22 protein-coding genes, 3 pseudogenes and 1 riboswitch are annotated in these 25,310 nt (G+C 30.6%); of the genes and pseudogenes, 16 read left to right on the plus strand and 9 right to left on the minus strand.

Going from position 1 to position 25,310, the window contains the following annotated elements; all coding sequences use genetic code 11:
- Window positions 1–17: 17 nt before the first annotated feature.
- Window positions 18–653: a sensor histidine kinase gene (locus F3K33_RS11395; protein ID WP_244620238.1), complete on the plus strand. Its 636-nt coding sequence runs from the start codon at window positions 18–20 to the stop codon at window positions 651–653.
- Window positions 654–912: 259 nt separating this feature from the next.
- Complete coding sequence (locus tag F3K33_RS11400; protein ID WP_039773489.1) at window positions 913–2,037, plus strand: response regulator transcription factor; 1,125 nt, start codon at window positions 913–915, stop codon at window positions 2,035–2,037.
- 59 nt (window positions 2,038–2,096) lie between these two features.
- Here the strand turns inward: F3K33_RS11400 and F3K33_RS26960 are convergent, their stop codons facing one another.
- Window positions 2,097–2,228: a hypothetical protein gene (locus F3K33_RS26960; RefSeq protein ID WP_274596504.1), complete on the minus strand. Its 132-nt coding sequence runs from the start codon at window positions 2,226–2,228 to the stop codon at window positions 2,097–2,099.
- A 555-nt stretch (window positions 2,229–2,783) separates the two neighbouring features.
- On the opposite strand from F3K33_RS26960, the gene F3K33_RS11405 reads away from it, so the two are divergent.
- A complete protein-coding gene (locus F3K33_RS11405) occupies window positions 2,784–3,026 on the plus strand; it encodes a hypothetical protein (RefSeq protein ID WP_039773492.1) in 243 nt (80 codons plus the stop codon).
- A gap of 74 nt (window positions 3,027–3,100) precedes the next feature.
- Here F3K33_RS11405 and F3K33_RS11410 read toward each other — a convergent pair whose 3' ends face one another.
- Complete coding sequence (locus F3K33_RS11410; protein ID WP_039773461.1) at window positions 3,101–3,673, minus strand: sigma-70 family RNA polymerase sigma factor; 573 nt, start codon at window positions 3,671–3,673, stop codon at window positions 3,101–3,103.
- A 386-nt stretch (window positions 3,674–4,059) separates the two neighbouring features.
- Between F3K33_RS11410 and F3K33_RS11415 the strand changes: the two genes are divergently transcribed.
- Window positions 4,060–4,695: a DUF190 domain-containing protein gene (locus F3K33_RS11415; protein WP_039773493.1), complete on the plus strand. Its 636-nt coding sequence runs from the start codon at window positions 4,060–4,062 to the stop codon at window positions 4,693–4,695.
- 924 nt (window positions 4,696–5,619) lie between these two features.
- Here the strand turns inward: F3K33_RS11415 and F3K33_RS27030 are convergent.
- Window positions 5,620–6,930: pseudogene (locus tag F3K33_RS27030) on the minus strand (voltage-gated chloride channel family protein); the annotation flags it as partial.
- 134 nt (window positions 6,931–7,064) lie between these two features.
- Window positions 7,065–7,124: riboswitch (Fluoride riboswitch) on the minus strand.
- 688 nt (window positions 7,125–7,812) lie between these two features.
- On the opposite strand from F3K33_RS27030, the gene F3K33_RS11425 reads away from it, so the two are divergent.
- Window positions 7,813–9,258 (plus strand): MDR family MFS transporter, encoded by a 1,446-nt coding sequence (locus tag F3K33_RS11425; RefSeq protein WP_039773496.1) that lies wholly within the window; start codon window positions 7,813–7,815, stop codon window positions 9,256–9,258.
- Between the two features lie 316 nt (window positions 9,259–9,574).
- On the opposite strand, the gene F3K33_RS11430 is transcribed toward F3K33_RS11425, so the two are convergent.
- Window positions 9,575–9,970, minus strand: a complete 396-nt coding sequence (locus F3K33_RS11430; RefSeq protein WP_039773497.1) for a pyridoxamine 5'-phosphate oxidase family protein — start codon at window positions 9,968–9,970, stop codon at window positions 9,575–9,577.
- Window positions 9,971–10,440: 470 nt separating this feature from the next.
- Window positions 10,441–11,088 (minus strand): flavodoxin family protein, encoded by a 648-nt coding sequence (locus F3K33_RS11435; RefSeq protein WP_039773499.1) that lies wholly within the window; start codon window positions 11,086–11,088, stop codon window positions 10,441–10,443.
- Between the two features lie 121 nt (window positions 11,089–11,209).
- Between F3K33_RS11435 and F3K33_RS11440 the strand changes: the two genes are divergently transcribed.
- Both F3K33_RS11440 and F3K33_RS11445 read left to right on the plus strand, forming a co-directional pair.
- Window positions 11,210–11,530 carry a winged helix-turn-helix transcriptional regulator gene (locus tag F3K33_RS11440; protein WP_009169394.1) on the plus strand — a complete coding sequence of 107 codons (321 nt, stop codon included), beginning with the start codon at window positions 11,210–11,212 and terminating at the stop codon, window positions 11,528–11,530.
- Between the two features lie 316 nt (window positions 11,531–11,846).
- The gene (locus F3K33_RS11445; protein ID WP_039773502.1) at window positions 11,847–12,287 is read left to right on the plus strand and encodes a cupin domain-containing protein; all 441 of its coding nucleotides are present in this window, start codon (window positions 11,847–11,849) and stop codon (window positions 12,285–12,287) included.
- 64 nt (window positions 12,288–12,351) lie between these two features.
- Here the strand turns inward: F3K33_RS11445 and F3K33_RS11450 are convergent, their stop codons facing one another.
- The gene (locus F3K33_RS11450) at window positions 12,352–12,681 is read right to left on the minus strand and encodes a winged helix-turn-helix transcriptional regulator (RefSeq protein ID WP_039773504.1); all 330 of its coding nucleotides are present in this window, start codon (window positions 12,679–12,681) and stop codon (window positions 12,352–12,354) included.
- Window positions 12,682–13,174: 493 nt separating this feature from the next.
- The gene (locus F3K33_RS11455; protein ID WP_084670589.1) at window positions 13,175–14,212 is read right to left on the minus strand and encodes an NADP-dependent oxidoreductase; all 1,038 of its coding nucleotides are present in this window, start codon (window positions 14,210–14,212) and stop codon (window positions 13,175–13,177) included.
- Window positions 14,213–14,356: 144 nt separating this feature from the next.
- Between F3K33_RS11455 and F3K33_RS11460 the strand changes: the two genes are divergently transcribed.
- The 3 genes and pseudogenes from F3K33_RS11460 to F3K33_RS27035 form a co-directional block, all read left to right on the plus strand.
- On the plus strand, window positions 14,357–14,713 hold the full coding sequence (locus F3K33_RS11460) for a winged helix-turn-helix transcriptional regulator (RefSeq protein ID WP_012058467.1): 357 nt from the start codon (window positions 14,357–14,359) through the stop codon (window positions 14,711–14,713).
- Window positions 14,714–14,816: 103 nt separating this feature from the next.
- Window positions 14,817–14,903, plus strand: coding sequence for a hypothetical protein (locus F3K33_RS27135; RefSeq protein WP_420808878.1), 87 nt, complete (start codon window positions 14,817–14,819; stop codon window positions 14,901–14,903).
- Between the two features lie 39 nt (window positions 14,904–14,942).
- Window positions 14,943–15,044 (plus strand): annotated as a pseudogene (locus F3K33_RS27035) (phage antirepressor Ant); the annotation flags it as partial.
- A gap of 149 nt (window positions 15,045–15,193) precedes the next feature.
- On the opposite strand, the gene F3K33_RS11475 reads toward F3K33_RS27035, so the two are convergent.
- Window positions 15,194–15,412, minus strand: coding sequence for a DUF2922 domain-containing protein (locus tag F3K33_RS11475; RefSeq protein ID WP_009168791.1), 219 nt, complete (start codon window positions 15,410–15,412; stop codon window positions 15,194–15,196).
- Between the two features lie 166 nt (window positions 15,413–15,578).
- Window positions 15,579–16,916, minus strand: a complete 1,338-nt coding sequence (locus F3K33_RS11480; protein WP_039773505.1) for an aminotransferase-like domain-containing protein — start codon at window positions 16,914–16,916, stop codon at window positions 15,579–15,581.
- Window positions 16,917–17,450: 534 nt separating this feature from the next.
- On the opposite strand from F3K33_RS11480, the gene F3K33_RS11485 reads away from it, so the two are divergent.
- The 6 genes and pseudogenes from F3K33_RS11485 (at window position 17,451) to hpdB (ending at window position 25,223) form a co-directional block, all read left to right on the plus strand.
- On the plus strand, window positions 17,451–18,098 hold the full coding sequence (locus F3K33_RS11485) for a bifunctional 2-keto-4-hydroxyglutarate aldolase/2-keto-3-deoxy-6-phosphogluconate aldolase (protein ID WP_039773507.1): 648 nt from the start codon (window positions 17,451–17,453) through the stop codon (window positions 18,096–18,098).
- Window positions 18,099–18,186: 88 nt separating this feature from the next.
- Window positions 18,187–19,380 carry a pyridoxal phosphate-dependent aminotransferase gene (locus F3K33_RS11490; RefSeq protein WP_039773508.1) on the plus strand — a complete coding sequence of 398 codons (1,194 nt, stop codon included), beginning with the start codon at window positions 18,187–18,189 and terminating at the stop codon, window positions 19,378–19,380.
- Window positions 19,381–19,673: 293 nt separating this feature from the next.
- Complete coding sequence (locus F3K33_RS11495) at window positions 19,674–21,407, plus strand: ferredoxin hydrogenase (RefSeq protein WP_039773509.1); 1,734 nt, start codon at window positions 19,674–19,676, stop codon at window positions 21,405–21,407.
- A 130-nt stretch (window positions 21,408–21,537) separates the two neighbouring features.
- Window positions 21,538–21,696, plus strand: a pseudogene (locus tag F3K33_RS11500) (dihydrodipicolinate synthase family protein); the annotation flags it as partial.
- 345 nt (window positions 21,697–22,041) lie between these two features.
- A complete protein-coding gene (tnpB, locus tag F3K33_RS27140; protein WP_167514413.1) occupies window positions 22,042–22,200 on the plus strand; it encodes an IS66 family insertion sequence element accessory protein TnpB in 159 nt (52 codons plus the stop codon).
- A gap of 329 nt (window positions 22,201–22,529) precedes the next feature.
- The gene (gene hpdB, locus F3K33_RS11510; protein ID WP_039773512.1) at window positions 22,530–25,223 is read left to right on the plus strand and encodes a 4-hydroxyphenylacetate decarboxylase large subunit; all 2,694 of its coding nucleotides are present in this window, start codon (window positions 22,530–22,532) and stop codon (window positions 25,221–25,223) included.
- The last annotated feature ends 87 nt before the right edge of the window (window positions 25,224–25,310 follow it).

The following is a 25,310-nucleotide window of genomic DNA, read 5'->3' on the forward strand; positions in this document are numbered from 1 at the left end:
ATGAGATAAAGGCTCCTGTGCGTGCTATAGATGGTTATGCAAGAATTTTCATTGAGGATTATGGAAAGGAAGTTGATAAAGATGGAATTGAATTAATAAAAAGCATCAGACATATTTGTGGTGATACATTACTGCTCATTAACAAGCTCTTAGAATATATAAAGTTTGCAGATATGGAACCTACTAAAGAAACAATAGATTTAGAACAGTTGATACAATCTACATTCAATGAATTGGTTGTTGGATATATGGATAAGGCGGATATTCAATTAAAATTTGAGAGCAAGCTGCCAATTATATTAGGTGATAGCATATTAATGAAGCAGGTAATAATTAATTTAATTTCAAACTCACTAAAGTTTACTAGTAACAAGGATTCTGCAATTATTACGGTGGGGTATGATTTAGAAAATAACGAGAATGTATTTTATATTAGTGATAATGGCGTTGGGTTTGATATGAAGTTTTCAGAAAATATTTTTGGAATGTTTAAAAGGATGCATTCTGAAAGCGAGTTTGAAGGCAGTGGAGTTGGACTTGCTATTGTGAAGAAAATAATTCAAAAATTTGGCGGGAGAGTTTGGATTACAGGAGAAGTTGGGAAAGGTGCATGCACATACTTTACCATCGGTGAAGAAAGCATTTTAAAATAAAATTATTAAGGCACATGAAAATAAACAACAAGTCCAAAGCTACTATGCATATTTTTCATCAGGCAAGGAAGCAAAGTGACATCATAGCAGATTTATTATGACATTTTGCTGACGTGAGCAGTGAACCCAAATCTATGATTGGGTGTGAATTCGCTTACTCAGTGAGCGTATGCGAATCGAGCTTCCTACGATGGAAAATAGGCTAGCAGATAGACTTGTTATTTATTTGATTGTGTCTAAGTTAGGAGGTAAATATAAGTTGTATAAAATTCTTGCAGTTGATGATAGAGAAATATTTTTGACAGAATTGAAAAGACTTAAACTATGGGATAAAAAATCTGAATTTAAAATTGTAGATACGGCTTCAAATGGTAAAGAAGCTCTTGAGTTATTATGCAGGAATTCATATGACCTAGTGCTTACTGATATCAGAATGCCAGTAATTGATGGATTGCAGTTACTTAGGGAAATTCAGAAAGATAAGTTATGCCCATGTGTAGTGATTTTAAGTGAATATAGTGAATTTAATTATGCTAGACAGGGTATTGTATTGGGTGCATTTGATTACCTTGTAAAGCCCGTAAATGAAGAAAGTATGACTAAATTGCTTGAAAGAACAAAAAAATTTTTAGATGATATTAGAAATGAGGCACATAAACCATTAAGCAATATAAGAGATATGTCTGATTTAATAAAAGATAATTCCGAATGGGTGTATTTAGCAGCTGACGAGAAACAAATTATTAAGAAATTAATTAATAAAGAAGATTATGCTCTAAAATTATTTAGTATAACCACAGAAAATATTTATAAGGCTTTGTTTAATGATATCATTAAAGCTGATATTGTTATAAAAAAAATGTATCACAATATTATTGCTGGAGTATATGAAAATTTTAGTTGGTTGAATGATTATATATGCATTGAATATTTTGAAACGATAGATTATATAAATGAAGAAGATTCAAGTAATTTTATAGAATTTTATTGCACCAAGATAACATATCTTTTAGATTTTTTAAAAAAATTTTATATTGAAGCGTCTGATGAATTAATAAAAAATATTTGTGAATATATATTAAAAAATCATAACTCAGATTTAAAGCTAAAAGTTATAGCTGAAAAATTCTATATAAACAATACTTATTTAAGTAATAATTTCGCTACAAAAACAGGTACACGATTTAATGATTATGTGACTATGGTCAAGATGGCAAGAGCCAGATATTTGTTAATTAATACCCAGTTAAAGAATTATGAGGTTGGATATCAGCTTGGTTATCATGATATTAATTATTTCTCCAAATTATTTAAAAAATATTATGGAGAGAATCCATCGAATTATAGAAATAACTTAAAAGGTGAAGATTATCTAAAGATATGAGAAAACATATTCGTAGGATAAATTAAATAATTAATAATGTACTATAAAAGACAACTGTATTAATAATCATCAAAAGAGAAGGAGGATATGCGGTCACCAGCTATAGGAGTTTCGCTAGTAAATCCATATACTTCACCTTCATCATATTCAAAATCCTTTTTATGAACCTTTGATGTTTTTCTTCTAGCCATAAATTATATACCCTCCTTAGCAGTATTTTTATGTATCTTCGTAAAAGATATATGGTTATTTATTAGGAATTTAAGAATTTTACAATATAAGAATATTTATTCTTTATAACTTAAGAATATAAAAGGAAATACGACTCACATGTGTTCTCTGGATACTCACAGAGTAAGCGATTATTATCAAATTACAGATTTGGATGTCTGCTTAACTAATTCACACCAAATCATAGATGCTCATAGAGAAAGTTCTGCACATATAAATTAAGCAGCTATGCTGTAATTAAAAACTTTTCACTTATAGCCAAATATAAAATGCTCATAGCGAAAGTTCTATACTTAAGAATTTGCTCGTAAAATGCGGGTTAGGAGATTAGACGTACAAATTCAATCATTATTTTAATGTTATGTTACAGCATAAGACATATATCAATAATAGCAGCTGATTAGGTTTCATCATCCAAGAGAGTGTAGTTTTTAGTTCTCATTATAAGAAATAAAAGTTAGCTATCGGATAAATTTTATTAGGCTGTAAATAAATTATTGGGGCATGTTGTAAAAATGATTAGAGATGAAATTAAACTTAATTCGGAAGAAGGAGAGTGCTTTGATAAAAAGCAAATGGCTTTAGCAATTAGAGATTCTACTTTTAATGATGATTTAAAATGTTCTTTGCTTGAGGATGAGATATTAGATAAATGCCAGGGATGCAGCCTAAAATGCATTTGCGATAGAATAGATCAAGTTATTGAAGATTATGTGGAGAAAACTACAGAGATCGTAAATGATTTTAGTTTTGAATAGGTAAATGAAATATTGGTATTATAATAAAGATAACAGCTCTAAGGATTAACCTTAGAGCTGTTAGACTTTTATGCTTAATAATACAATGAAATATTATTAAGGATTTTCATTAAAATGTTTTTCTTTTTTTGAATAGCAGTAGAGTAGCACATATTTTTAAAATAGGCATATTCCTTTACAGTGTAATTTTTGTAGAATACAAAATCTATAAGTTCAACTTCCTCTTTATTTAAATTCTCAAGGGCTAATTTTAAATCCTCATAGTCGCACATCTCACATAATGAAGTTTCAGTTGAGATCTCAAGTTCTGGAAAATTATTTTCTACATCATCATGTAAGCTTAATGCATCACTACCTTCAGTAGATCTTCTGGTTCTAGTTCTTTTTATTAGATCATTCATATTATTTTTAATGGCATTAGTAGCATAGGCAACGAATCTATGCTTTTCTAAATTGTACTTGGAAACAGATTTAAAAAGTGAATGGTAACATTCCTGTATAATATCGTGAAAATTATACCTATCAATGAAAGTCCTTTTAGAAATGCTATAAATCAAAGGCCTAAATTCATAAGCTAATTTTTCTTTTGCATCTTCATCATTATTCTTACATCTGGTAACTAAAGTTTCAACATAATCAAAATCCATATAAACCTCCATCTTCAATATAAGAGTTATGAATAAAAGTAATTATTTTACATATATTGTGTTCTGTGTTAAAATTACCTCTACATATAGTATATATGGTTAAGTTACATATAACTTATATAGAAAAGTAATATTGAGAAAAAATTTTTCTTTAAACATCTCTTTTGGGACTGATGACTTCTACTATAATAAAGTTATAGTGGTGGTCTTTTTGTTCTTGATGGATTTTCACAATAAATATATATCATGTAAAGCAATAGACAATTATTTTATTATTCCAATAGAAAATAGATTTTTAAAACATAACTTAATATAGTAAGGAGGTATTAAGTTTTGATACTAGTTGAAAAGTTTTAAAAATTAAGTGTTAAGGGGGAAGTGATAAAATGAAAAGCTTACTAAGGATAGTAGTAGGGGAATGTGAATTTAATCCTAAGACAGGAAAAACTTATAACTGGATAAAAGAATTTTTATGGAAAAAAGGTTTCCCAGGAGTTACAATTAGGCGCGGTGAATTAAGTCTTGATCATAAAAGTATAATGCATTCTGTAGCAATCGAAGATATACAATTTAATGATTTAGCGATCATTATAGAAACAGTTGCTGATAATAATAAAATAGAAAGAGCTAGGCAGGATCTTATTAACAATATTCCACATGGACAAGTTAGCGTCGTTAGAGGAGTGGAGGAAAAAAATATGGGATCAAACAAATATTGTGTAGTTAAAATTTACACAAAGGAAGATAATTCGTGGTTTAAAAAAGAAGAATATGAAAAGGTTTTGAGGTTTTTTCAAAAAAAGAAAGTTATTTGGGCTACTGTAACTAAAGGACTTGTTGGATATGGTAAAGATAGAGTTATTCATAAACAAAAAATATTTTCATTTAGTGAAAAAATGCCTATTGTAATAGAATGTATTGTTCCATGTGAAAATTTAAATGATTTGTTAAATGAACTCAAAAATTTAGTTGAGGATGGTGCTGTATTTGCAACTCCAATAGATTTAATTATGAATAAATAATAAAACCATTAATCTAAATATTTTCTTGAACTTAGGAGGAGTTATTTTAGCTACATCATTATGTAAGGTTATTGTAGAATATAGATTATATTAAAAACTCAAGCAATTTATTTTCATAAATACTTGAGTTTTTATATTTCTATTTATTTTATAAATAATACTATTTAATTAGCTGAGATTTTCTAAACTGTAATCATCAGATATTTTATTAACACTATAGTTTATATCAACGTTATTTTTAAAATTAGTATTAACCAAAGTGAGTTTATCTTTTCGTCCGAAATGTTCTTTAATGGATAATTTTATTGTATGCTCACCTTCATATAAATCTATATGTTGTTCTTGATCGCCGCTTGGAGGAGCTGACCATGTACATCCATCCGGATTAAATGAATTGTGGTTTAGTCTTACCTTACCACCTTTAACAGAAATTTTATAAATATTTTCTCCCTTAGGGTTTGGAAGTTCAACACTAGATTTCATGAGTTTAAATTGATTTTGTAATGTAACTTGTTTAGCTTCATTATCATAATCATCAAATTCATCTTTTCCTATATTATTATACTCATAACTATGTTTATCATGATGTTTTTGAACTGTATATGAGACCTCAATACTCCCAAATAGATTAGTGTTTACTAAAAATAGTTTATCTTTTTGTCCATAAGATTCAGTTATATTAATAGCATGAATTTCTTCGGTATCATTTTTTAATTGAACATATTTTAGCTGACCTTTAATTGGATTTGCTGACCATGTACCACCATCGGGATTAAATGAGCGATGCACTAGTCTAATACCTTTTCTGCTGCATTTAATCTTATAAATATTTAGTCCTTCTATACTAGGCAATTCTATACTTGAAATTCCAAATTTAAATTGACCCGCAAGAACTTGATTATCTTTAGGTTTTTTCTCTCCACTTTTCTTTTTTCTGTAGTAAGCAAGAGTGGATTCTTGAGGGACTTTAATTAATCTACTTTTACTTATACCAATCTTTTGAGAGGTATAAATACCTGAATGCCCAGAGAATAAATAACTTATAGCGCAAGTCATAAACATAAATTCAATACCTGCTGAGCCAAACATTTCAAGACCTAAAACAAAAGATGTTATAGGTGCATTTGTAGCTCCTGCAAATACTCCAATAAGACCTAAGGCTGCTAAAAAGGATGGTGAAATATTAAGTATACTTGATAAAGTATTACCGAAAGTTGAACCTATTACAAAAAGGGGAGTAACTTCACCACCTTGAAAGCCGGTACCTAAAGTAAAAGAAGTAAATATAATTTTAAGTATAAATGCAAAAGGGTTAACATGACCAGTGAATGAATCACCAATTAATGGAATACTTAGACCAAGATAATCGCGTGTTCCTATTATATAAGTAAATGCAATTATTATAAATCCACCAATAAAGCTTTTAATAGATGTATTTTCAAAACCAGAAGTAAAAACTTCTTTTAATTTATGAGTTAGTTCACTAAATAGTTTACTAATTAATCCAAATAAAATTGCAGCAATTACAACTTTTAATATCACTCCATATGTAATATCAGGAACATCTAAAATGCTGTAATGAGTATGGTGAATTCCCCATATTTCTGTCATAAGATTTCCTACAAAAGCTGAAATAAAACAAGGGATTAGTCCAGCATAATTCATGGTTCCAAGAGCAGCTACTTCAAGTCCAAATATAGTACCAGCAAGGGGGGTACCAAACACAGAACCAAACCCGCTGCTTATACCACACATTAAAATAATTTTAGTATCTACTTTATCTAATTTTAATAGATTTCCAATGGCTTCTGCTATGCTTGAACCAATTTGTACACCAGTACCTTCTCTTCCTGCAGAGCCACCAAACAAGTGAGTTATAAAAGTTCCAAGAAAGACTAAAGGTGCCATACGCAAAGGAATATGATCTTCACTTGTGTTAATTTTATCTATAATCAAATTATTACCTTTGGATGAGTTTTTTCCATATTTAGAGTATAAGAAACTCACAAAGGCACCACCGATTGGTAAAAGGAATAATAACCAAGGATTATCATTTCTCAAAGTAGTAGCAATATCCAAACTTTTTAAAAAGAAAGCAGCAGCAGATCCTATCAGGGATCCTACAATTGTGCTAATTACAATCCATTTTAAAAATGAGAGGCCAAGGATAGTACTCATGTTTAAGTTTCTAATAAATAAAATAGTTTTTAAAGTTTTTGAATTACTTTTCTGCATTATATTTCTCCTTTTCTTATTATAGTTATAATTGTAAATATTACTGCATTTAGGTACGTGAAAATAAATAACAAGTCCAAAGTTGCCTTACTTGGAAAACTAAAAATGACTCCTACAAAAAAGCGGATTACCGCTATTTTGTAGGAGTCATTAGCATTACGCAGTTAAAGGCGAACTCCATCACCTAAAAATATATTAGTAATGTTATCATAATTAATTTAATTGAACAAATTGTATAGATGCTAAGAATTTAAAATAGGTTAAGCTAGTTTTATTACTAAACGGTATCATTGAATATATCTATAACCATTGAAAAGAAGCTAAGGCAAACTTAAATCTAAATGGTTTAAGTATTGATAGCAATTTGAAAGATAAGTGAAACTTCAATTATGCCTATAATGGGAAGCTGAAACGAATATATAATGGTTTCATTTAAATACAGTTTTTAAACAAATCGCTGTATCACCAATAATTCATTAAGTGTAATGGAGCCAAAACTTTAATGTAATCGAGAACATATATTAATAAAAAAAGTTTTTTAATATTTAGAACAAATTTTGCTTACGAAAGCTAATGAAACATTGCTACAATTACGAAGCAAGTATTGCATTTGAAAAAATAAGTAATGTAAAAGGAGTGATTACAATGGATTCGAAAATTGAGATAAATAAATCAAAATCAACGGCTATGACTATTTAATCTATGGCAGAATGCGCTATTTTGATTAGTTTGAGTGAGAAGAATGGGGAATACCTAAGGAAAATCGGAGAACAAATTAAGCTAATAATGAATCAATAAGACTGAGTTAAATTTTAACATAATTATTAGTGTTACATTTTTATGTAATCCATTATTTATTCGGTCTAATTTATGGAGGGAACTATGAATAAAAAATATAAGTTAGAAAGTAATCAAGGAATAAATTTTATAAGTATTATTGCTATATTAGTAGCAAGTGCCTTTGTGGCAACTTTTAATGAAACTATACTTAATGTTGCATTATCTGCAATTATGAAAGACATGAATGTATCTGCTGGAACTGTTCAATGGCTTGTTACAGCTTATATGACAGTAGCAGCGGTAATGGTACCTGTTACAGCTTTTCTTATTCAGTCATTTAAAACAAGAAATTTATTTTTAAGTGCAATGGGATTATTGCTTATAGGAACAATATGTGCGGCATTTTCAAATTCTTTTGCTATGTTATTGATTTCAAGAATGATACAATCATCAGGTACGGGAATGATAATACCAATTATGATGAATACCATATTATTAGTAGCACCAAAAGAAAAACTAGGAATATCAATGGCAATATGTGTGCCAGCAATTTTATTAGGCCCTGCATTTGGTCCAACAGTATCAGGAATTATATTACAATATTTTAGCTGGAATGCGTTATTTATAATGTTAATACCAATTGTAGCCATACTTATGATTATAGGAACACTATTCTTAGTTAATGTAGGAGAATTAACTAAGCCTAAGATGGATTACCTATCCATTATTTTATCGACAATTGGAGTCGGAACAATAATATATGCTATAAGCAGTATAAGTGAAGGGAATATTAGGACGACTTTAATAGGCTTTATAATAGGTATTATTTGTTTGATATTATTTATAAAACGACAAAATACTTTAAAAGAACCAATGCTAAATTTATCTCCGTTTAAATATCCCAAATTTGTAATAGGAACAATTTTAGTAATGATAGCAATGATGGTTACTTTTACTATGAGTATAATGTTACCAATGTATATGGAAGGAGCTCTTGGAAAAACAAGTTCTGTAGCAGGGTTAGCATTATTACCAGCTGTAATTTGCGCTGGACTAGCAGCACCTGTAGGAGGGAAAATTTACGATAAATTTGGTGTAAAGTTGTTAATACCATTAGGAACAGGAATAGTAACTGTATTTGTATTTTTAATATCTTTATCTAAAAGTGATACATCTTTAGTGCACTTAGTAATAATATATATATGCATGAGCGTGGGAATTGGATTATTTATGTCTCCTTCTCAAACTCATGGCTTGAATCAATTGCCAAAAGAATATTATCCTCATGGAGTAGCAATAGTAAATACGCTTCAACAAGTTTCTGCTGCTATAGGGTCATCACTTTTTATTGGAATAATGTCAGCAGCTCAAATTAATGCATTAGAAGTGCACCATGCAACTAATGAAGTTGCAATAGCAACAGGATTTTCAACTGCAACATTGATAGTTTGTGGATTTGCATTTATGGGATTAATTTTATCTTTTTTCTTTGGGAGAAATATATCACAAGCAAAAGATAAAGAACAAGTAAGATGCACAACGAGATAAGTCAAAAAAAGCCGCTAGCCGGTTTAATACTACATCGATACTGTAATATAATAGTTGTTTATCCGTGCATATAGTCTGTAAGGAATCAAATATATGGTTATAGTATGTCATTTAAGTCACTTAGATGAAAGAAAGCGATATATGAGTTAAAATGTATTGTCACTTGCTATTGACACGGAGAACTATATCATAAAAAAACACAGTTTCTCATTATTAATACAATTAGTATTAAGGGAGTGTCGCAAAATGATTAAAATTTAATCATTTTGCGACACTCCTTTTTATGTATCTGATAATTGAATTTTCTAATTATACATTATAGTGAAAATGTTTCAGTTTCACCGTTGATAGAATAAATAGAAGCTGTTCCTTTAGTGAAGTATAAAACAGCAAAAATCCCGTCATCAAGACTGTACATGCGTTTTAAAGATGGATATGCTTCTAGTGCAAATTCCTTTACTTCACGTCTGTCATCATTTGCAACTTCTCCAGCAACACGAATCCATTGACCTTTTTTGTTCATAGTAGAGATTTCAACCTTTGGGTTTTGTAACATTTGCTTAAAACAATCTTTTTTGTTGTTAGTAACAATATATAATTTTTCTTCATATTCAAAAACAGCGCCAAATGGTCTTACTCTTGGTTGATCACCCTCAGTAGTAGCTAAGTAAAAAGTACCACTCTCTTTTAAAAATTCCAATGCTTTTTTCATAATGATTACTCCTCCTATATCTGTATGTTAAAATTGATTATGCAATAATGATAACATGTATAGTATAAATAACAAGTACGATTTTTATAGCGAGTAAGTATCAATTAGGATACTATATATGTTTATTCCTTAATTTCAACTGGAACACTTCGGGAAACGTTATTTAGCTAAATGTACATGCCTTCTTTGTGGTAATAAGGTTTTAGGCTGCAGTTGATAGAAAAGATGCTACTATAGTTTTTGGTGTAGTGTGCAAGTTGAGATAATGTTGCATATGCAGATATATGGATTTAGCTAGTTAAATTAAGATAATAGTAAAAAAGTTAATATTTTTATTTAAAAAAATCAATAGAGGTTGCTAAGATAGGCATAAATCAAGGTATGAGTGACGAATTGATTAGTGAATTGGTTGGGCTATCTATAAGAGAAATTAAGATAATAAGAATAGTTATTGAAACTGATAAAACAAATTAGATTCTAGATGTTGCAAATTTGGCTCCCATTTTAAAAGCTTCTTCACAATCCTTTGGGAACACTTCTTTGCGTATTTTTGCTTTCTTTTCAGGATCAACGCTTGTAACTACTTTTGAATAATCTTCGAATTGATAAGTATCAAAACTGAAAAGAGTTTCTGAAGAACCAAATATTTTAGTTAACATCATTTGGTTAAAATTAATATGATGATCCCAGCCTTGTGCTTTCAAGATTTCCTCTGTTGCATTCATGGTATAAATAAAACCTGTATGAATCTTTTTAGGAAAAAGAGATTGAGGCTTGGCACTATATACAGAATATTGAAAGAACAAACGCTCCATAAACGAATGTATTTCACCGGTTACAGTTCCAGCATATAAAGGAGATCCTAAAATGATAGCATCAGCCTCTTCAATTTTTTTAAATATTGGTTTTAAATCATCGTTTATAGGACATTTACCATAACTTTTACCATTTTTTGTTTTACAAGCAAAACAGCTCATACAACCTTTGTAGTTCAGATCATAAAGATTTATAAGTTCGGTACTTGCACCTTGTGAGGCAGCACCTTCAAGAGCCTTAATTAACAATATACCTGTATTATTATTTTTTCTTGGACTTCCATTAAACGCTAATATATTCATAAAATAACCTCCATTTTTAATATATCGTTTGACTTCATGTTCTAAATTATATATTATGTAGAATAAAAAGATAGTACGCACTTTTTAGGTAGATACTATATAAAAGGAGAGTGAAATATGAATGGCTAAGCCGCATGATTGTTCAATTAAATATACACTATCAGTGATGAGTGGTAAGTGGAAATGGATAATACTTTGGTTATTACATAGAGATAATGTGAAAAGATATGGTGAGATTAAGAAGGATTTAGATGATATTACACATAAAATGTTAAGTCAGCAGTTAAAAGAATTAGAAAGTAGTCTATTAATAAACCGTAAAGAATATAATCAAATTCCACCAAAAGTAGAATATTCGTTAACTGAAAAAGGTAAAACATTAATACCTATCCTAGAATTAATGGCATTTTGGGGAGATGAGCATCATCCTGAAAATAGTTAAAATTATATAGAACACGATTATATTACTTATTTAGGTGAGTTATATATATTAAGTCAAAGTCGCAGTTATGTTATCAATATGGAACCCTGTATAAAAATAAAGGCTAATAGACTAGCCTGCTATATAAAAATTCAGAACAAACTTCAGGTACAATCATTTATTTTGTATGGAAGTATTTTTCAGATTATAGATATAATAGTTACCTTTAGGTGCCTATACCACTTTGAAGTGCTTACTTTACAGATTGTTTATATAACCGTATTATAAAAACATAGATAGATAATATCCAATTAATTACATCGAGGAGGCTTTCTCTATGAAAGAACTTACTATTAAAAATTTAAATGCAATTGAAGCAATTCAAAGGAAACAAAATGATAATGAATTCTACATTAAACCAGTAGTCACTGGTTCTGATGCTAACCAATGTACAGTATCATTTATTGAAGTACCACCTGGAAACCAAGCATTCGGTTACCATTATCATGAAAAAAATGAAGAGGTATTCTATATAATTAGTGGGGTTGGCTCAGTTAGAACACCTGACGGGATAAAATCAGTTAAGGCGGGCGATATTATAACTTTCCCAGCAGGTAAAGAAGGTGCACATGTAATTAGTAATGCTTCCGATACTGAAAATCTTGTTTATGTTGATTTTGACACACACAACGTACCTGAAGTTGTTAGCTTACCAGATAGTAACCAAGTAATGGTTTTTGGAAGTCATATACAAGGGACATTTAACATGGAAAAATAGGATTACTAGCTAAAATAGTACTAAGCTTTTGAAAGCTATGGTACTATTTTTATTGTATATTGAATTATAGATTAGCATTTATCTTTTCTTTATATTGCTTTCCCCATGTAAGCATAGAATTTAGTACAGGCTTTAGGCTCATGCCATCTTCGGTAAGTGAATATTCGACTCTCGGCGGTACTTCAGCATATACAGTCCTTTCTACAAGGCCATCTTCTTCCATTTCTCTTAGCTGCTGTGTAAGCATCTTTTGACTTATAGAATTTATTGATTTCTTCAACTCTCCAAATCTTTTAGTTCCATTAATAAGGTCTCTTAATATTAACACTTTCCACTTCCCACCTATAAGTAATAATGTTGTTTCAACGGAACAAGAGGGTAATTCTTTTTTCATAAATTGCACATACTTTCTTTTTTATATTTTAAGATAAAGAGTAAATATTTGGTGATTTGCACTTTAGCATCTATGTATTAAAATATTAAAAAACTATTAGTTACTTTTTAAGTGTTAGAGTACTTTGGAGTACTTAATTATAATAGTATACTATTGAATTTATTATATAGCAACGCTCTTTGGAAATTTAATAATATTTATAATATAGCTATAATTAAAATGAAAGAGTTGTTAATTAGTACTTTGTCTTTTGACATATCTTCGTTTTATCTTTAAGTTTATTATGTTGTAACATAAACCTAATTTTTAAAAATAGAACCACTTATAAACATGTAACAAAGTGACCAGAAGAAGAGCCACCACTTATTAAAATGATGACTCGTCCTGTGACTTATTTATTTAGGTTGTTTGGGCTGCATAGCAGTTGCTTTCCTTGAATGTGCCCGCTAAACTTCAATCTGTTAACGAAAGTTACATTGTGCTTTCGACGACATTACACAACTGTAAGCACGATCTTGCCTTGGATGTGCCCGCGGGCAGCTCGCTCGTGCGCCTTGCGAGCATCAGCAAGCGGGAACGTACTGTCAATGGCAACACGTACTGTGCCTGAATCAAGCAAGCGGCCCAATTCCGAGAGTTGCGAACCGTTCGAGCGAACTTGGAGCATGGAGACTGTTACATCTAGCTTTGCAACTTCATCAGCATCAGCGGAGCCAAAGAAAATCGGAAACAAAGCGCCGCCATGCTTGAGTGTGTGCAAGAAACGACCGGTTGTGGGACCACCAATGGTGTCGATAACGAGATCAGCGTCATGTACGACATCCTCAGGAAGGTTCTTGGTGTAGTCGATGAATTCGTCTGCACCAAGTTCGCGAAGGAACGTCTCATGTGCACCTGATGCCACCGCTATGACATGAGCACCCTTCCATTTGGCAAGCTGTACAGCGAAATGTCCCACTCCGCCTCCAGCACCATTTATAAGCACTGTCTTGCCGCTAAGCGGCACTGGGCGATGCGGCGCCGGTTGAAGCGGGTTTAGTTCATTATGCCCAAGGTCAATCAGGTACTGCCACGCAGTGAGACCTGACATCGGCGCCGCTGCTGCATGCACGTGATCGATGCCGGCAGGCTTTAATGCTAGGTCCGATGCAGGAGCAGCAACATACTCTGCATAAGCATTACTCCCATGTTTAGGAAAACGAACCATGCCGAAAATGTCGTCGCCTATGGAAAAGTCCTTCACATCCGCAGCTACAGCCTCGACAACTCCAGATATATCTGTCCCAGGAATGTAAGGTAATGGGATGTTGGGCCTCATTTCGGGAGGAAGAATCTTCATCCCTTCACGCACGTACCAGTCGGGGGGATTGATACCGATTGCGTGAACACGAACTAGTACCTCGCCTGGTTTCAGTTCAGGACGAGTTACCTCCTCGTAACGTAGTACATCAGGACCGCCGAACTCATGGAATCGAATTGCCTTCATAGTGTTTGGTGAAATATCTTTCTCATTTTGAATTGTTGTAATCATAAAATTTCCTCCTATTTTCTTAATTTTTGAGCACTGTATCACTTACATATTGTTTGCTTTTGATGTATAGTGTTATTATAGTTTTATAGGTAAGAAAATAACAAGTACGCACAATTTTGTGCCTTAAAATCGGAGGTATTACTGATGACAGATCAACAAGGAAACAAGATAATTTATTACAAAGACGAATGTCACATTATTGACGCTCTTGAAATCATTGGTGGAAAGTGGAGACTGCCTATCTTGTTCGTTATATACCGTACAAAAAGCATTAGATATAATGAGCTTAAGCGAAATATACCTGGAATAACTAATATTATGCTAACCCGTTCCTTGCAGTCTTTGGAAGAACATGGTCTTGTGAAAAGAAAGGAATTTAATAAAATTCCTCCTCATGTGGAATATTCTTTGACGGATATTTGTAAATATTTAGAGCCTGCTTATGAAGTTTTAAATGAGCTGGGTAAAAAATTGTCAGAGCAACATTCGGATAAGATATAGCTAATCGTCCGATGGAAGGCTTTTGGGGCATTCTAAAATCTGAAATGTACTATCTAAAAAATTTAATACATTTGATGATCTTAAAAAAGCTATTGATGAATATATAGAATTTTATAAGACAAGAAGACTACAAAATAAGCTAAAAGGTATGGCTTCTACTAGAATATCGAATCATACCTTAGTAGCATAATTTTTATTATATCCCTTGTATACTTGACAGGGAGCAGTTCAAAAATATACAGTACCAAATGGAGAGACAAATATAAATATCAAAACAATGGTATTTCAAAAATGGATAGATTTTATAATGAAAAAGATCAATGAGCTATGAATCAAATTACTTAATGAAGAAAGTACAAAAAATAGAAGCTTGTCTATTAAGGAAACTCAACTCACATTCGTTTGCTGAGTAAGTTCGAGAACCCAAATATAAAATTTGGACTCTCACTTAAAGACAAGCTTCTATAATGTTATTCAAAATTAAGCTACATCAAATTTAGTAACTTGTCGTTGAGTAACTTGAGCACCAGATTTCTTAACTAAATCACCAGAATTAGTTTTGAAAACATTTTTAGCAATTACAGTGTCCATAAGTGCGTTAACCTCATCTTTGGTAAGAGTAGGTTTAACCCCAGAAACACTTAAAGTACTTTTTTCACCAGCGACAGTTAAAAAAGTCATAGATAAAGAATATTCCATTTAATTTACCTCCTTTATTTTGTTTTCATAAAGGATATATGTATAAATTTTAGTCATTGCATAAATAGGTGAAAATTATTTATGTAATAACAAGAATTTAACAAATAGTATTTATAATTAATGGTTTTTTACACAAACTTTTATTATTATTATTATTTCAGTAAGTTTAGTCAATATATTTATTTAGAACTTCAAGAAGTATAGGAATATTTTTTACTATTTGCTTTTCGTTTACTTCACTAATGGTAAGTCTAAAATAATTATTACACTTATATTCTTTAAGGAAACATTCACTCGTATCAAATATTTTTATATTTTTATGTTGTAGTTCTGTTATCACTTTATCATATTTTAATGAACCATTTATGTAAAGGCATCCGAAATACCCGGAATCTGGAATATTGTAGTTTATTCTTGGATGTTTATTTTCTAATAAAGTGCTTTTTAATGAATGTACACGATTAGCATATAAACTGACTAAGTGTTTCATATGGGCATCAAACATACCATTCTTTATGTATATTTCCAGTGCCCCTTGAGAGAGTATTGGACTGCTTATATCAGTCCACCTTTTATATTCTAAAAATTTATTAATCAATAATTCTGGCAAAATAAGGGCTGCAACTCTTAAGCCTGGCATAAGTACTTTTGAATAACTTTTCAGATATATAACTTTTGAAGAAGTGTCATATGAAAACATAGGGTCATTTTTTTTATTCATATCTAAATCTGCAGCAATATCATCTTCAACTATATATACATCATATTTAGCTGCTAATTTAATAATTTCCTGCTTTTCCTGTTTGCTATATGAAGTTCCAGTTGGGTTATGGAATCTTGGTATAGTATAAAAGAATTTTATATTACCGTATTTAAATAATTTCTCTAATTCATCTAAGTCTATTCCGTTAAAATCTCTATTAATACCGAGAACAGGTATGTTATTAAGCTCTAGATATTTTATCATTCCATAATATGTAGGCTGTTCAACAAGAATATTAGATTTACCATTTGGAAATGGCATAGTTGATAATATGTTCAATACCTGTTGAGAGCTAGAAGTAATAATTATGTTATCTGACTTTGTGAATATTTGATAGCTTTGAATATGTTTTGATAATACTGTTATTAAAGATTTCAATCCTCTAGGATCAGAATAGGTAAAAAGTTTTTCTTTATATAAGTCGATCGATTTATTTAGACAATGCTGAAAATTTTTATAAGGAAAAGATTCCACGTTTAAATTTACAGCTGAAAAATCAATAATAGGATGTTTGGATGAACTTTTATCATGAAAATCATTAATTATATAGTACCCACTTTTAGGAACAGAATAAATTATATGATCTTGTTCAAGTTTCGTATAAGCTTTCAAAACTGTACCTGCACTACAATGAAACAGATTTTGAATAAATCTTATAGAAGGCAATTTCTTAGGATGATCTAATTTCTCAGTTTTTATACTGTTTTTAATATATTCTATAATCTCTTCATATTTAAGCAAAATGAACCACTCCTTAAGAACTGTACTAGCACAGATTTGGATTTTATTTGTTGATATATAGATTACACTATAATACCATAATTGTATAGTAAATCTTAATTCAGCGTATTAAAAAAATAGCAAGTCAGTATATATTTTATTAAGAGAGAATCTTAGCTAAAAATCAGTTGAAATAATTAAGCTCAAATGCATAGTCTTAATCAGTGTCGTATTATACCCAAATGTTCACTCAGATTATTTTAGGTAATAAACAAGCTTTTTGGTTTAAATAAACATGTAGCATTGACTTATTATTTTTTTTAGATGCTATGAAGGAGGGAGTAGTTATGGAAAGAAATAATAACAATTTAAAGGTAAATGAAATTTTAGTACGACTATTTCTAAAAAAGCTTGGATATGAGAAAGAAATTATTAATAAAGTATGTGAAGTTATTAGATTAAGTTAAGGTTTTAATTAAACAAACCATAAAGAACTCACTAAAAAGATTGAACTATAAAAATTTATAATAAGAAATAAAACAAGAGGTGTAGAAAATGAAAAGAGAAGAAGTATTAAATAGAATAAAAGAGGCTGGAGTTATTGCTGTAATTAGAGGAGATTCAAAAGAGCAGGCAATTAAATGCATAGATGCTGCAGCAAAAGGTGGAATAAAAATAATGGAACTTACAATGACAGTTCCAAATCCAATGGAAATGCTTAAAGAGGCAGTAGAAAAATATAAAGGTACTGATGTAGTTGTTGGTTGTGGAACAGTTTTAGATACTGAAACAGCCAGAATCTGCATACTTGCTGGAGCTCAATTTATTGTTAGTCCAAGCCTTGACGTTGATACATTAAAGATATGTAATAAATATAAAGTTTTAGTTACTCCAGGAGTAATGACTGTTAGAGACGCAATCACTGCTTTAGAATATGGCGTTGATATAATCAAAATATTTCCAGCTAATTTATATGGACCATCAGTAATCAAATCATTTAGAGGACCACTTCCACAAGGAGAATTTATGCCAACAGGTGGAGTTGCTGTTGAAAATATACATGAATGGGTAAATGCTGGAGCAGTTGCAGTTGGAACTGGAAGTAATTTAACAAAGGGTGCAGCAACTGGGGATTATGCAGCAGTTGAAAATGAAGCTAGAAGATTTGTTGAAGCATATAAAAAAGCAAAAGAAAACAGATAGAAAAAGTTTATAGATATAAAAGTTGGTAATTTTGATTATTCTTTCTTTATTAATGTAACTGTAAACTGATTAAGGGGGCGCTTACAAAATGATATTCTCAAAAAAAGCAGAACAAATTGAGCCATCGATTACCTTAGCTATTACATCAAAGGCAAAACAAATGAAAAAAGATGGTGAAGATATTATAATTTTAGGTGCAGGGGAACCAGATTTTAATACACCTGAAAATATTAGAAATGCAGCAATAGAAGCAATAAATGAAGGATTTACAAAATATACATCAGCTTCTGGTATAAATGAATTGAAAAGTGCAATAGCTAATAAATTCAAAAGAGATAACAATTTAAAGTACTCTAACTCTCAAATTATGATATCAACTGGGGCGAAGCAATGCATATGGAATGTTTTTGCAACTATTTTAAATTCAGGGGATGAGGTCATTGTACCTAAGCCGTATTGGGTTAGTTATCCTGAATTAATTAAACTTGCAGATGGGGTACCTGTATTTGCATTTGGAGATGAGGATAACAATTTCAAATATACTAAATCTGTATTAGAAAGCGTAGTAACTTCAAATACAAAAGCAATTCTTATAAATAATCCTAATAATCCAACAGGGGCAGTTTATACAAAAGATGAACTGACTATGATAGCTGATTTTGCAAATAAACATAATTTATTAATAATATCTGATGAGATATATGAAAAATTTAATTATGAAAGTGATAATTATACAAGCATAGCAAGCTTAAGCAATGATTCATATGATAGAACTATAATAATACATGGCATTTCAAAGACGTATGCTATGACTGGATGGAGAATCGGCTATGTTCTTGGAAATGAAAAATTAATTAAAATAATGTCAAGTATACAAAGTCATACTACATCTAATCCTAATTCAATAGCGCAGTATGCAGCAGTTGAAGCATTAAATGGTGATCAAGCTTCTGTAAAGGAAATGGTTAATGAATTTAAGAAAAGAAGAGATTACATAGTTGAAAAGATAAATAATACTGAGATGCTTTCCTGCAAAAAACCAGATGGAGCATTTTACATTATGATTAACATATCAAAAATGCTTGGAAAGGTAATAGATGGTAATAAAATTAATAATTCTATAGATTTTTCTAATGCACTTTTAAATAGAGAAAAGGTAGCAGTTATTCCAGGAGATGGATTTGGTGTAAGTAATTATGTAAGAATTTCTTATGCTACATCTATGAATAATGTTGAAGAAGGTATTAGAAGAATAATTAAATTCGTAGAAGATTATAAATAAAGCGCAATTAAATGAATAACAAGTCAATTTGCTAGGTTGTTTTCTAGCATGCTATGTCATAAATTACTATAATAGCCTAGCTATGATAAGATTCTCTCTCCTTGTATTACGAAAAATATCTATGCAATTTTGGATTTGTTGTTTATTTAATTGTGCCTAAATAGTATGAAATAGCGCAAAATATTTTAAAAACTTTACTAAGAACGCTTGAAATGAGGAACTTTCAATTTACAAATTATATTTGTAGTTTTATTGATAAATTGGAAGATAGAACATATGGAGGGCTTATTATAATGATAAACGTAACAATTAATGGGAAAAGCATTGATGTAAAGGATGAAAATACAACTGTATTAAAAGCAGCATTAGATAATGATATAGATATCACCACTCTCTGCTATTTAAATGATTGTGGAAATGTAGGAAAATGTGGTGTATGTGCAGTAGAAATTGAAGGGAAAAAAGCTTTGTCACTTGCGTGCATTACAAAAGTTTCTGATGGAATGGTAATAAGAACAGATTCAGAAAAGGTACAAGAAAGAGTTAAGACAAGAGTAGCAACGCTACTTGATAAACATGAATTCAAATGTGGACCATGTAATAGAAGAGAAAATTGTGAATTCTTAAAATTAGTTATAAAAACTAAGGCAAAAGCTAATAGACCTTTTGTAATTAAAGATAAAAGAGAATATATTGATGATAGGAGCAAATCAATAGTTATTGATAGAAGTAAATGTGTATTATGTGGAAGATGTGTGTCCGCCTGTAAGAAAAAAACAGGTACTGGAATGATTCAAATTATAGGTAAAGGCTCAGATAGGAAAGTTTCTTCATTAGATGGTAAATGTTTTGATGATACTAATTGCTTATTATGTGGACAATGTGTAGCGGCATGTCCAGTAGCAGTTTTATCTGAAAAAACACATATGGATAGAGTTAAAGATGCATTAGGAGATCCTAATAAACATGTAATAGTTGCAATAGCACCATCAATTAGAGCCTCAATTGGAGAAATGTTTAAATTAGTCTATGGTGTAGATGTAACAGGAAAGTTATATACAGTATTAAGAATGCTTGGCTTTAAAAAAATATTTGATATTAATTTTGGAGCTGATATGACAATAATGGAGGAAGCAACTGAATTTGTTCAGAGAGTCAAAAGCAATGGACCATTTCCGATGTTTACATCATGCTGTCCATCTTGGGTTAGATTAGTTGAAAACTATTATCCTGAATTCTTGGATAATCTATCTACTGCAAAATCTCCTCAGCAAATTTTTGGAACTGCAAGCAAAACTTATTATCCACAAATAGAAGGATTAGATCCAAAAGATGTATTTACAGTAACAGTAATGCCATGTACCTCAAAAAAATATGAGGCAGATAGAAGCGAGATGATTATTAATGGGATTAAAAATATAGATGCTGTAATTACTACACGAGAATTAGCTAAAATGATTAAAGAGGCAAAGATTAATTTTATTGATTTAGAGGATAGCAAAGCAGATCCAGCAATGGGAGAGTATACTGGAGCAGGAGTTATATTTGGTACTACAGGTGGTGTTATGGAAGCAGCACTTAGAAGTGCTAAGGATTTTTTGGAGAATAAAGATTTGAATGATATAGATTATGCCCAAGTTAGAGGATTTGCTGGAATAAAAGAAGCCACCGTAGAAATTGATAAAGGGCAATATAATATTGCTGTAATTAATGGATCATCAAATTTATTTAAATTTATGGAAAGCGGAAAAATAAATGAAAAACAATATCACTTTATAGAAGTTATGGCTTGTCCTGGCGGATGTATAAATGGAGGAGGACAACCATATATAAGTGCAAAGGAAAGAGAAAAAGTAGATATTAAAGCATTAAGGGCTTCTGTTTTGTATAATCAGGACAAAAATTTGAAAAAAAGAAAATCTCATGAAAATACAGCATTATTAAAGATGTATGAAAATTATGAGGAAGCTCCAGGAGAAGGATGGGCACACAAATTATTACATATAAGATACAATAAACAAAAATAATTATATAAGCTGCATTAAATATTTTATGTGGCTGACTTAATATGTGAATTTATAAATGTAATAGAAGTGTCGCTTTATTAAAGGATAATTTAGAGTTATATAAGTATTAACAATTTGGAGGTATGTTTTTATGAAGGAAATAATATTTACTGGTGCAGCAGTTGCAATAGTCACACCGTTTAATGAGAATGGAATTAATTTTGAAGAATTAGAAAGACTTATAGATTTCAACATAGATAATGGTACAGATGCAATTGTAATTGTTGGAACTACAGGTGAATCAGCAACTAATTTGTCAGTAGGCAGTTAAGAATAAAAAACACTTATATATGAAAAACAAAAGGCGCAGATTAGCGCCTTTTATATTAAAAATTATAATAGTTATTTGTAATCTAATCCATACAGACCACAAATCTTCTTTTTTAATAAAATCAGATAAATTTTTTTAGTCATAAAATTATCTATATTTTTATTGTTGAAGGTGATATCGAATGCTAAATAATGCATCTGGCTTTGAAAAAATCTACATTGCCTGCGGCTACAGCGATTTGAGAAGAGGCATCGACGGATTTGCCAGTATATTGCAGTAAGAATTTAAACTCGATCCCTTCAATAGTGGAATTCTATTTTTATTTTGCGGCAGAAAACAGATTGTATTAAAGGTCTTTTATATAAGTGCCTTGAAACTGGAAAATTTCAATGGCCGCGTGATGAAGATGACGTTAAAGCCATTTCATTTCAGCAATATAAATGGTTAATGGAAGGACTTTCTATTAATCTGTGGATAACATAAACGTAAAAGAAATTAACGGATAAATAAATGTAAATCTCAATTGATAAAATTACTATGATGATTTTAACAATATGAAGAAGCGTTTATCTATACGCTAATTTTTTATGTTTACGTAATGTTATATGTATTATTTTATATAATCAGTTTTAGATAGTGTAATTTACACTATTTGATTGATAGCAACAAAGAATATAATATATGTAGATTTGAATGCAAATTAAGACTAAATAGGAAATAATAGATAGATAAGCATTCTGAATCTGATATTTGATAGATGATAAATACAATGTTTAACAAACAACATATTATGGAAGGAAGCGGAGATTTAAATGAATTCAAATGAAACCAAACTTGAAGAAGTATTAAAAATGCGTGGTATTAATATGAATGATGTTGTTGATACCAAGGAATATAAAATTCCAGAAGCAAAAGATAGTACCAAAAGACTTATGGAGATTTATTATAATTTGAAAGTTACAGCTGATATGGAGGCACCATACTGGTATAACAGAGCGTGGTCTGAAAATGAAGGGGATGTAACTATAGTAAGAAGAGCTAAAGCTATGGCAGCATGTCTTTCTCATATAACCCCAACAATTTTGCCATATGAAAAACTCGTAATGAATAAGACAAAAAATGTTAGAGGTGCTTTTCCATTTCCATGGGTTTGCGCTAGTTTTTTTAATGCTCAGGCAGAAGCTTTAATGAATGAGGTTGATGCACCCTCAGAAAGCGAAGCTGACTCAGTAAGTGTAGTTGGTTCAGGAGGTGGAAATGTTACAGAAAGCTATGGAGAAGTCATAAGTCTTGCTAAAAAATTTGGGATGAGAAAAGAAGAAATTCCTGTTTTAGTTAAGACATCTAAGCCTTGGGATGGAAAATCAATAGAAGACTTAAGTGCAAAATATGCAAAATATACTCCAGGTTATGATCAAGAACAACTTATTATGGATTCTGTAATCTGTATGTTTGATTCATGGGCGATTCCACAAGGCCGTGAGGTAATGAATTATTATATGCCTTTAGAATATGGTTTTGATAAAATCATAGAATTGTGTGATGAAAAGATAGAAGAACTTATGGGTGAAGCAGGTGATGACGGAATACTTGGAATGAGTAGAGGCTATTACTATATAGCTATGAAGGAAATCACTAAAGGATTAAGCGCATGGTGTGAAAATTACTCAAAGCAGGCTGAATATCTCTCATCAATTGAAACAGATTCAGATTTAAAAGCTAATTATGATAAAATTGCAGAAGTTATGAGTAACATTGCTCATAAAAAGCCCGCAAATTTCTGGGAAGCAATTCAAATGACACTTTGTTGTCATTATGGTGTAGTTAATGAAGATCCACAATCAGGTACTTCAATGGGGAGATTAGGACAAATATTACAACCATATTATGAAAAAGATATTGAAGATGGAAGTATGACAGACGAAGATGTAATTGAGCTTTTAGAATTATATAGAATCAAGATTACATGTATTGAATGTTTTGCATCTGCAGGAGTGTCAGGAGGAGTTCTTTCTGGAAATACCTTTAACAATCTTTCTTTAGGTGGACAAAATTATAATGGGCTTTCTGCAGTTACTAAACTAGAATATTTAATAATTGAAGCTGGTATGAGAAATCAAACTCCACAACCAACTTTAAGCATATTATATGACGAAAAAACACCAGAAGATTTTCTTATGAAAGCAGCCTCATGTACAAAACTTGGACTTGGATACCCCGCATGGATGAATAATCAAGCAGGTATGAATTTCATGTTAAGAAATTATGGATCAGAAGGTATGGACATTGTTGATGCAAGAGCATGGTGCCTTGGAGGATGTCTTGAATCTGCACCTGGATGTTTTATGCCGCTTCATTATAATGGAAAAGTAACAATGATTCCAGGAGGAGCATCACCTTCATGTGCTACAGGTATTCACTTTGTAGCTTTACCAAAGATTTTAGAACTTGTATTAACTAATGGATTAGATAATAGAACAGATAAACAAGTGTACCCAGCTCATAATAGAAAAATAGATTCATATGAAACAATGATGGACCAATGGCAAAAGTATGTAGAACTTTCTACAGATGTTCTTAATAGAGTTAATAATATTCAAATGGATATTTGGAGAACAAAAAATATGCCAGTAGTAAATTCACTTCTTAAACCAGATTGCTTCACAAAAGGAATTGATATTGGTATGATGGGCTCAAGATATAATGCTAGTATAAACTTTGAATCTTGCGGAACAATAACTTTAATTAATTCATTAGCATCAATTAAAAAGAATATTTTTGATGGCAAAAAGTTTACAATTGAAGAAATGACTGATGCAATGGTGAATAACTTTGGATTTGAGACTGCATATGAAACAGGTGTATTTTCACCAGATACAAGAATAAGTACAGAAAATAGCACCAAGTATGATAAGATTTTTGCAGCATGTTTAAATGCACCTAAATATGGAAATGCAGATATGTATGTAGATAGTATTTTAAGAGATTATGAGTATTATATGTATGATATGACAAGAAAATTTAAATCATACTATGGAAAACCTGAATATTTATGTCAAATTTCAGTATCTACACATGGTCCTCAAGGTTTTATAACATTAGCTACTGCAGATGGAAGACTTGCGGGTACTACATATTCAGATGGATCTTTATCAGCAGCATCAGGAACAGATAAAAATGGTATTTATGCTATATTTGAATCAGCAACAGTTTATGATCATTCAATGCAGCAAAATTCACAAATGAATTTAAAACTTCATCCAACAGCAGTTAAAGGTCTAAATGGAACAAGAAAGTTACTTGAAATTGTACGAGCATACATGAGAAAAGGTGGTTTCCACGTTCAATTTAATGTAGTTGATTCTAAAACTTTAAGGAACGCACAGGCAAAACCTGATAATTATAGAGATTTAATGGTTCGTGTAGCTGGATTTACACAATATTGGTGTGAGATTGGTAAGCCAATTCAAGATGAAGTTATATATAGAACTGAATACGAAGTGTAGTATAGGCTAAAAACAAAGCACTTAGTATATAAACTAATATTTAAGTGTAGTATTTAGTAAATGGTATGCTTATATAGTACAACATAG

It is taken from the genome of Clostridium beijerinckii (assembly GCF_008705175.1).
Lineage (GTDB): Bacteria > Bacillota > Clostridia > Clostridiales > Clostridiaceae > Clostridium > Clostridium beijerinckii.

What these genes read in the sequence shown, in the direction of transcription:
- F3K33_RS11405 (WP_039773492.1), top strand. Translation starts at nt 2,784, where the DNA reads ATGATTAGAGATGAAATTAAACTTAATTCGGAAGAAGGAGAGTGCTTT.
- F3K33_RS11440 (WP_009169394.1), top strand. Translation starts at nt 11,210, where the DNA reads ATGGCTAAGCCGCATGATTGTTCAATTAAATATACACTATCAGTGATG.
- F3K33_RS11485 (WP_039773507.1), top strand. Translation starts at nt 17,451, where the DNA reads ATGAAAAGAGAAGAAGTATTAAATAGAATAAAAGAGGCTGGAGTTATT.
- F3K33_RS11455 (WP_084670589.1), bottom strand. Translation starts at nt 14,212, where the DNA reads ATGATTACAACAATTCAAAATGAGAAAGATATTTCACCAAACACTATG.
- F3K33_RS11435 (WP_039773499.1), bottom strand. Translation starts at nt 11,088, where the DNA reads ATGAATATATTAGCGTTTAATGGAAGTCCAAGAAAAAATAATAATACA.
- F3K33_RS11410 (WP_039773461.1), bottom strand. Translation starts at nt 3,673, where the DNA reads ATGGATTTTGATTATGTTGAAACTTTAGTTACCAGATGTAAGAATAAT.
- F3K33_RS11490 (WP_039773508.1), top strand. Translation starts at nt 18,187, where the DNA reads ATGATATTCTCAAAAAAAGCAGAACAAATTGAGCCATCGATTACCTTA.
- F3K33_RS11415 (WP_039773493.1), top strand. Translation starts at nt 4,060, where the DNA reads ATGAAAAGCTTACTAAGGATAGTAGTAGGGGAATGTGAATTTAATCCT.
- hpdB (WP_039773512.1), top strand. Translation starts at nt 22,530, where the DNA reads ATGAATTCAAATGAAACCAAACTTGAAGAAGTATTAAAAATGCGTGGT.
- F3K33_RS11425 (WP_039773496.1), top strand. Translation starts at nt 7,813, where the DNA reads ATGAATAAAAAATATAAGTTAGAAAGTAATCAAGGAATAAATTTTATA.
- F3K33_RS11475 (WP_009168791.1), bottom strand. Translation starts at nt 15,412, where the DNA reads ATGGAATATTCTTTATCTATGACTTTTTTAACTGTCGCTGGTGAAAAA.
- F3K33_RS11445 (WP_039773502.1), top strand. Translation starts at nt 11,847, where the DNA reads ATGAAAGAACTTACTATTAAAAATTTAAATGCAATTGAAGCAATTCAA.
- F3K33_RS11460 (WP_012058467.1), top strand. Translation starts at nt 14,357, where the DNA reads ATGACAGATCAACAAGGAAACAAGATAATTTATTACAAAGACGAATGT.
- F3K33_RS26960 (WP_274596504.1), bottom strand. Translation starts at nt 2,228, where the DNA reads ATGGCTAGAAGAAAAACATCAAAGGTTCATAAAAAGGATTTTGAATAT.
- F3K33_RS11450 (WP_039773504.1), bottom strand. Translation starts at nt 12,681, where the DNA reads ATGAAAAAAGAATTACCCTCTTGTTCCGTTGAAACAACATTATTACTT.
- F3K33_RS11430 (WP_039773497.1), bottom strand. Translation starts at nt 9,970, where the DNA reads ATGAAAAAAGCATTGGAATTTTTAAAAGAGAGTGGTACTTTTTACTTA.
- F3K33_RS11495 (WP_039773509.1), top strand. Translation starts at nt 19,674, where the DNA reads ATGATAAACGTAACAATTAATGGGAAAAGCATTGATGTAAAGGATGAA.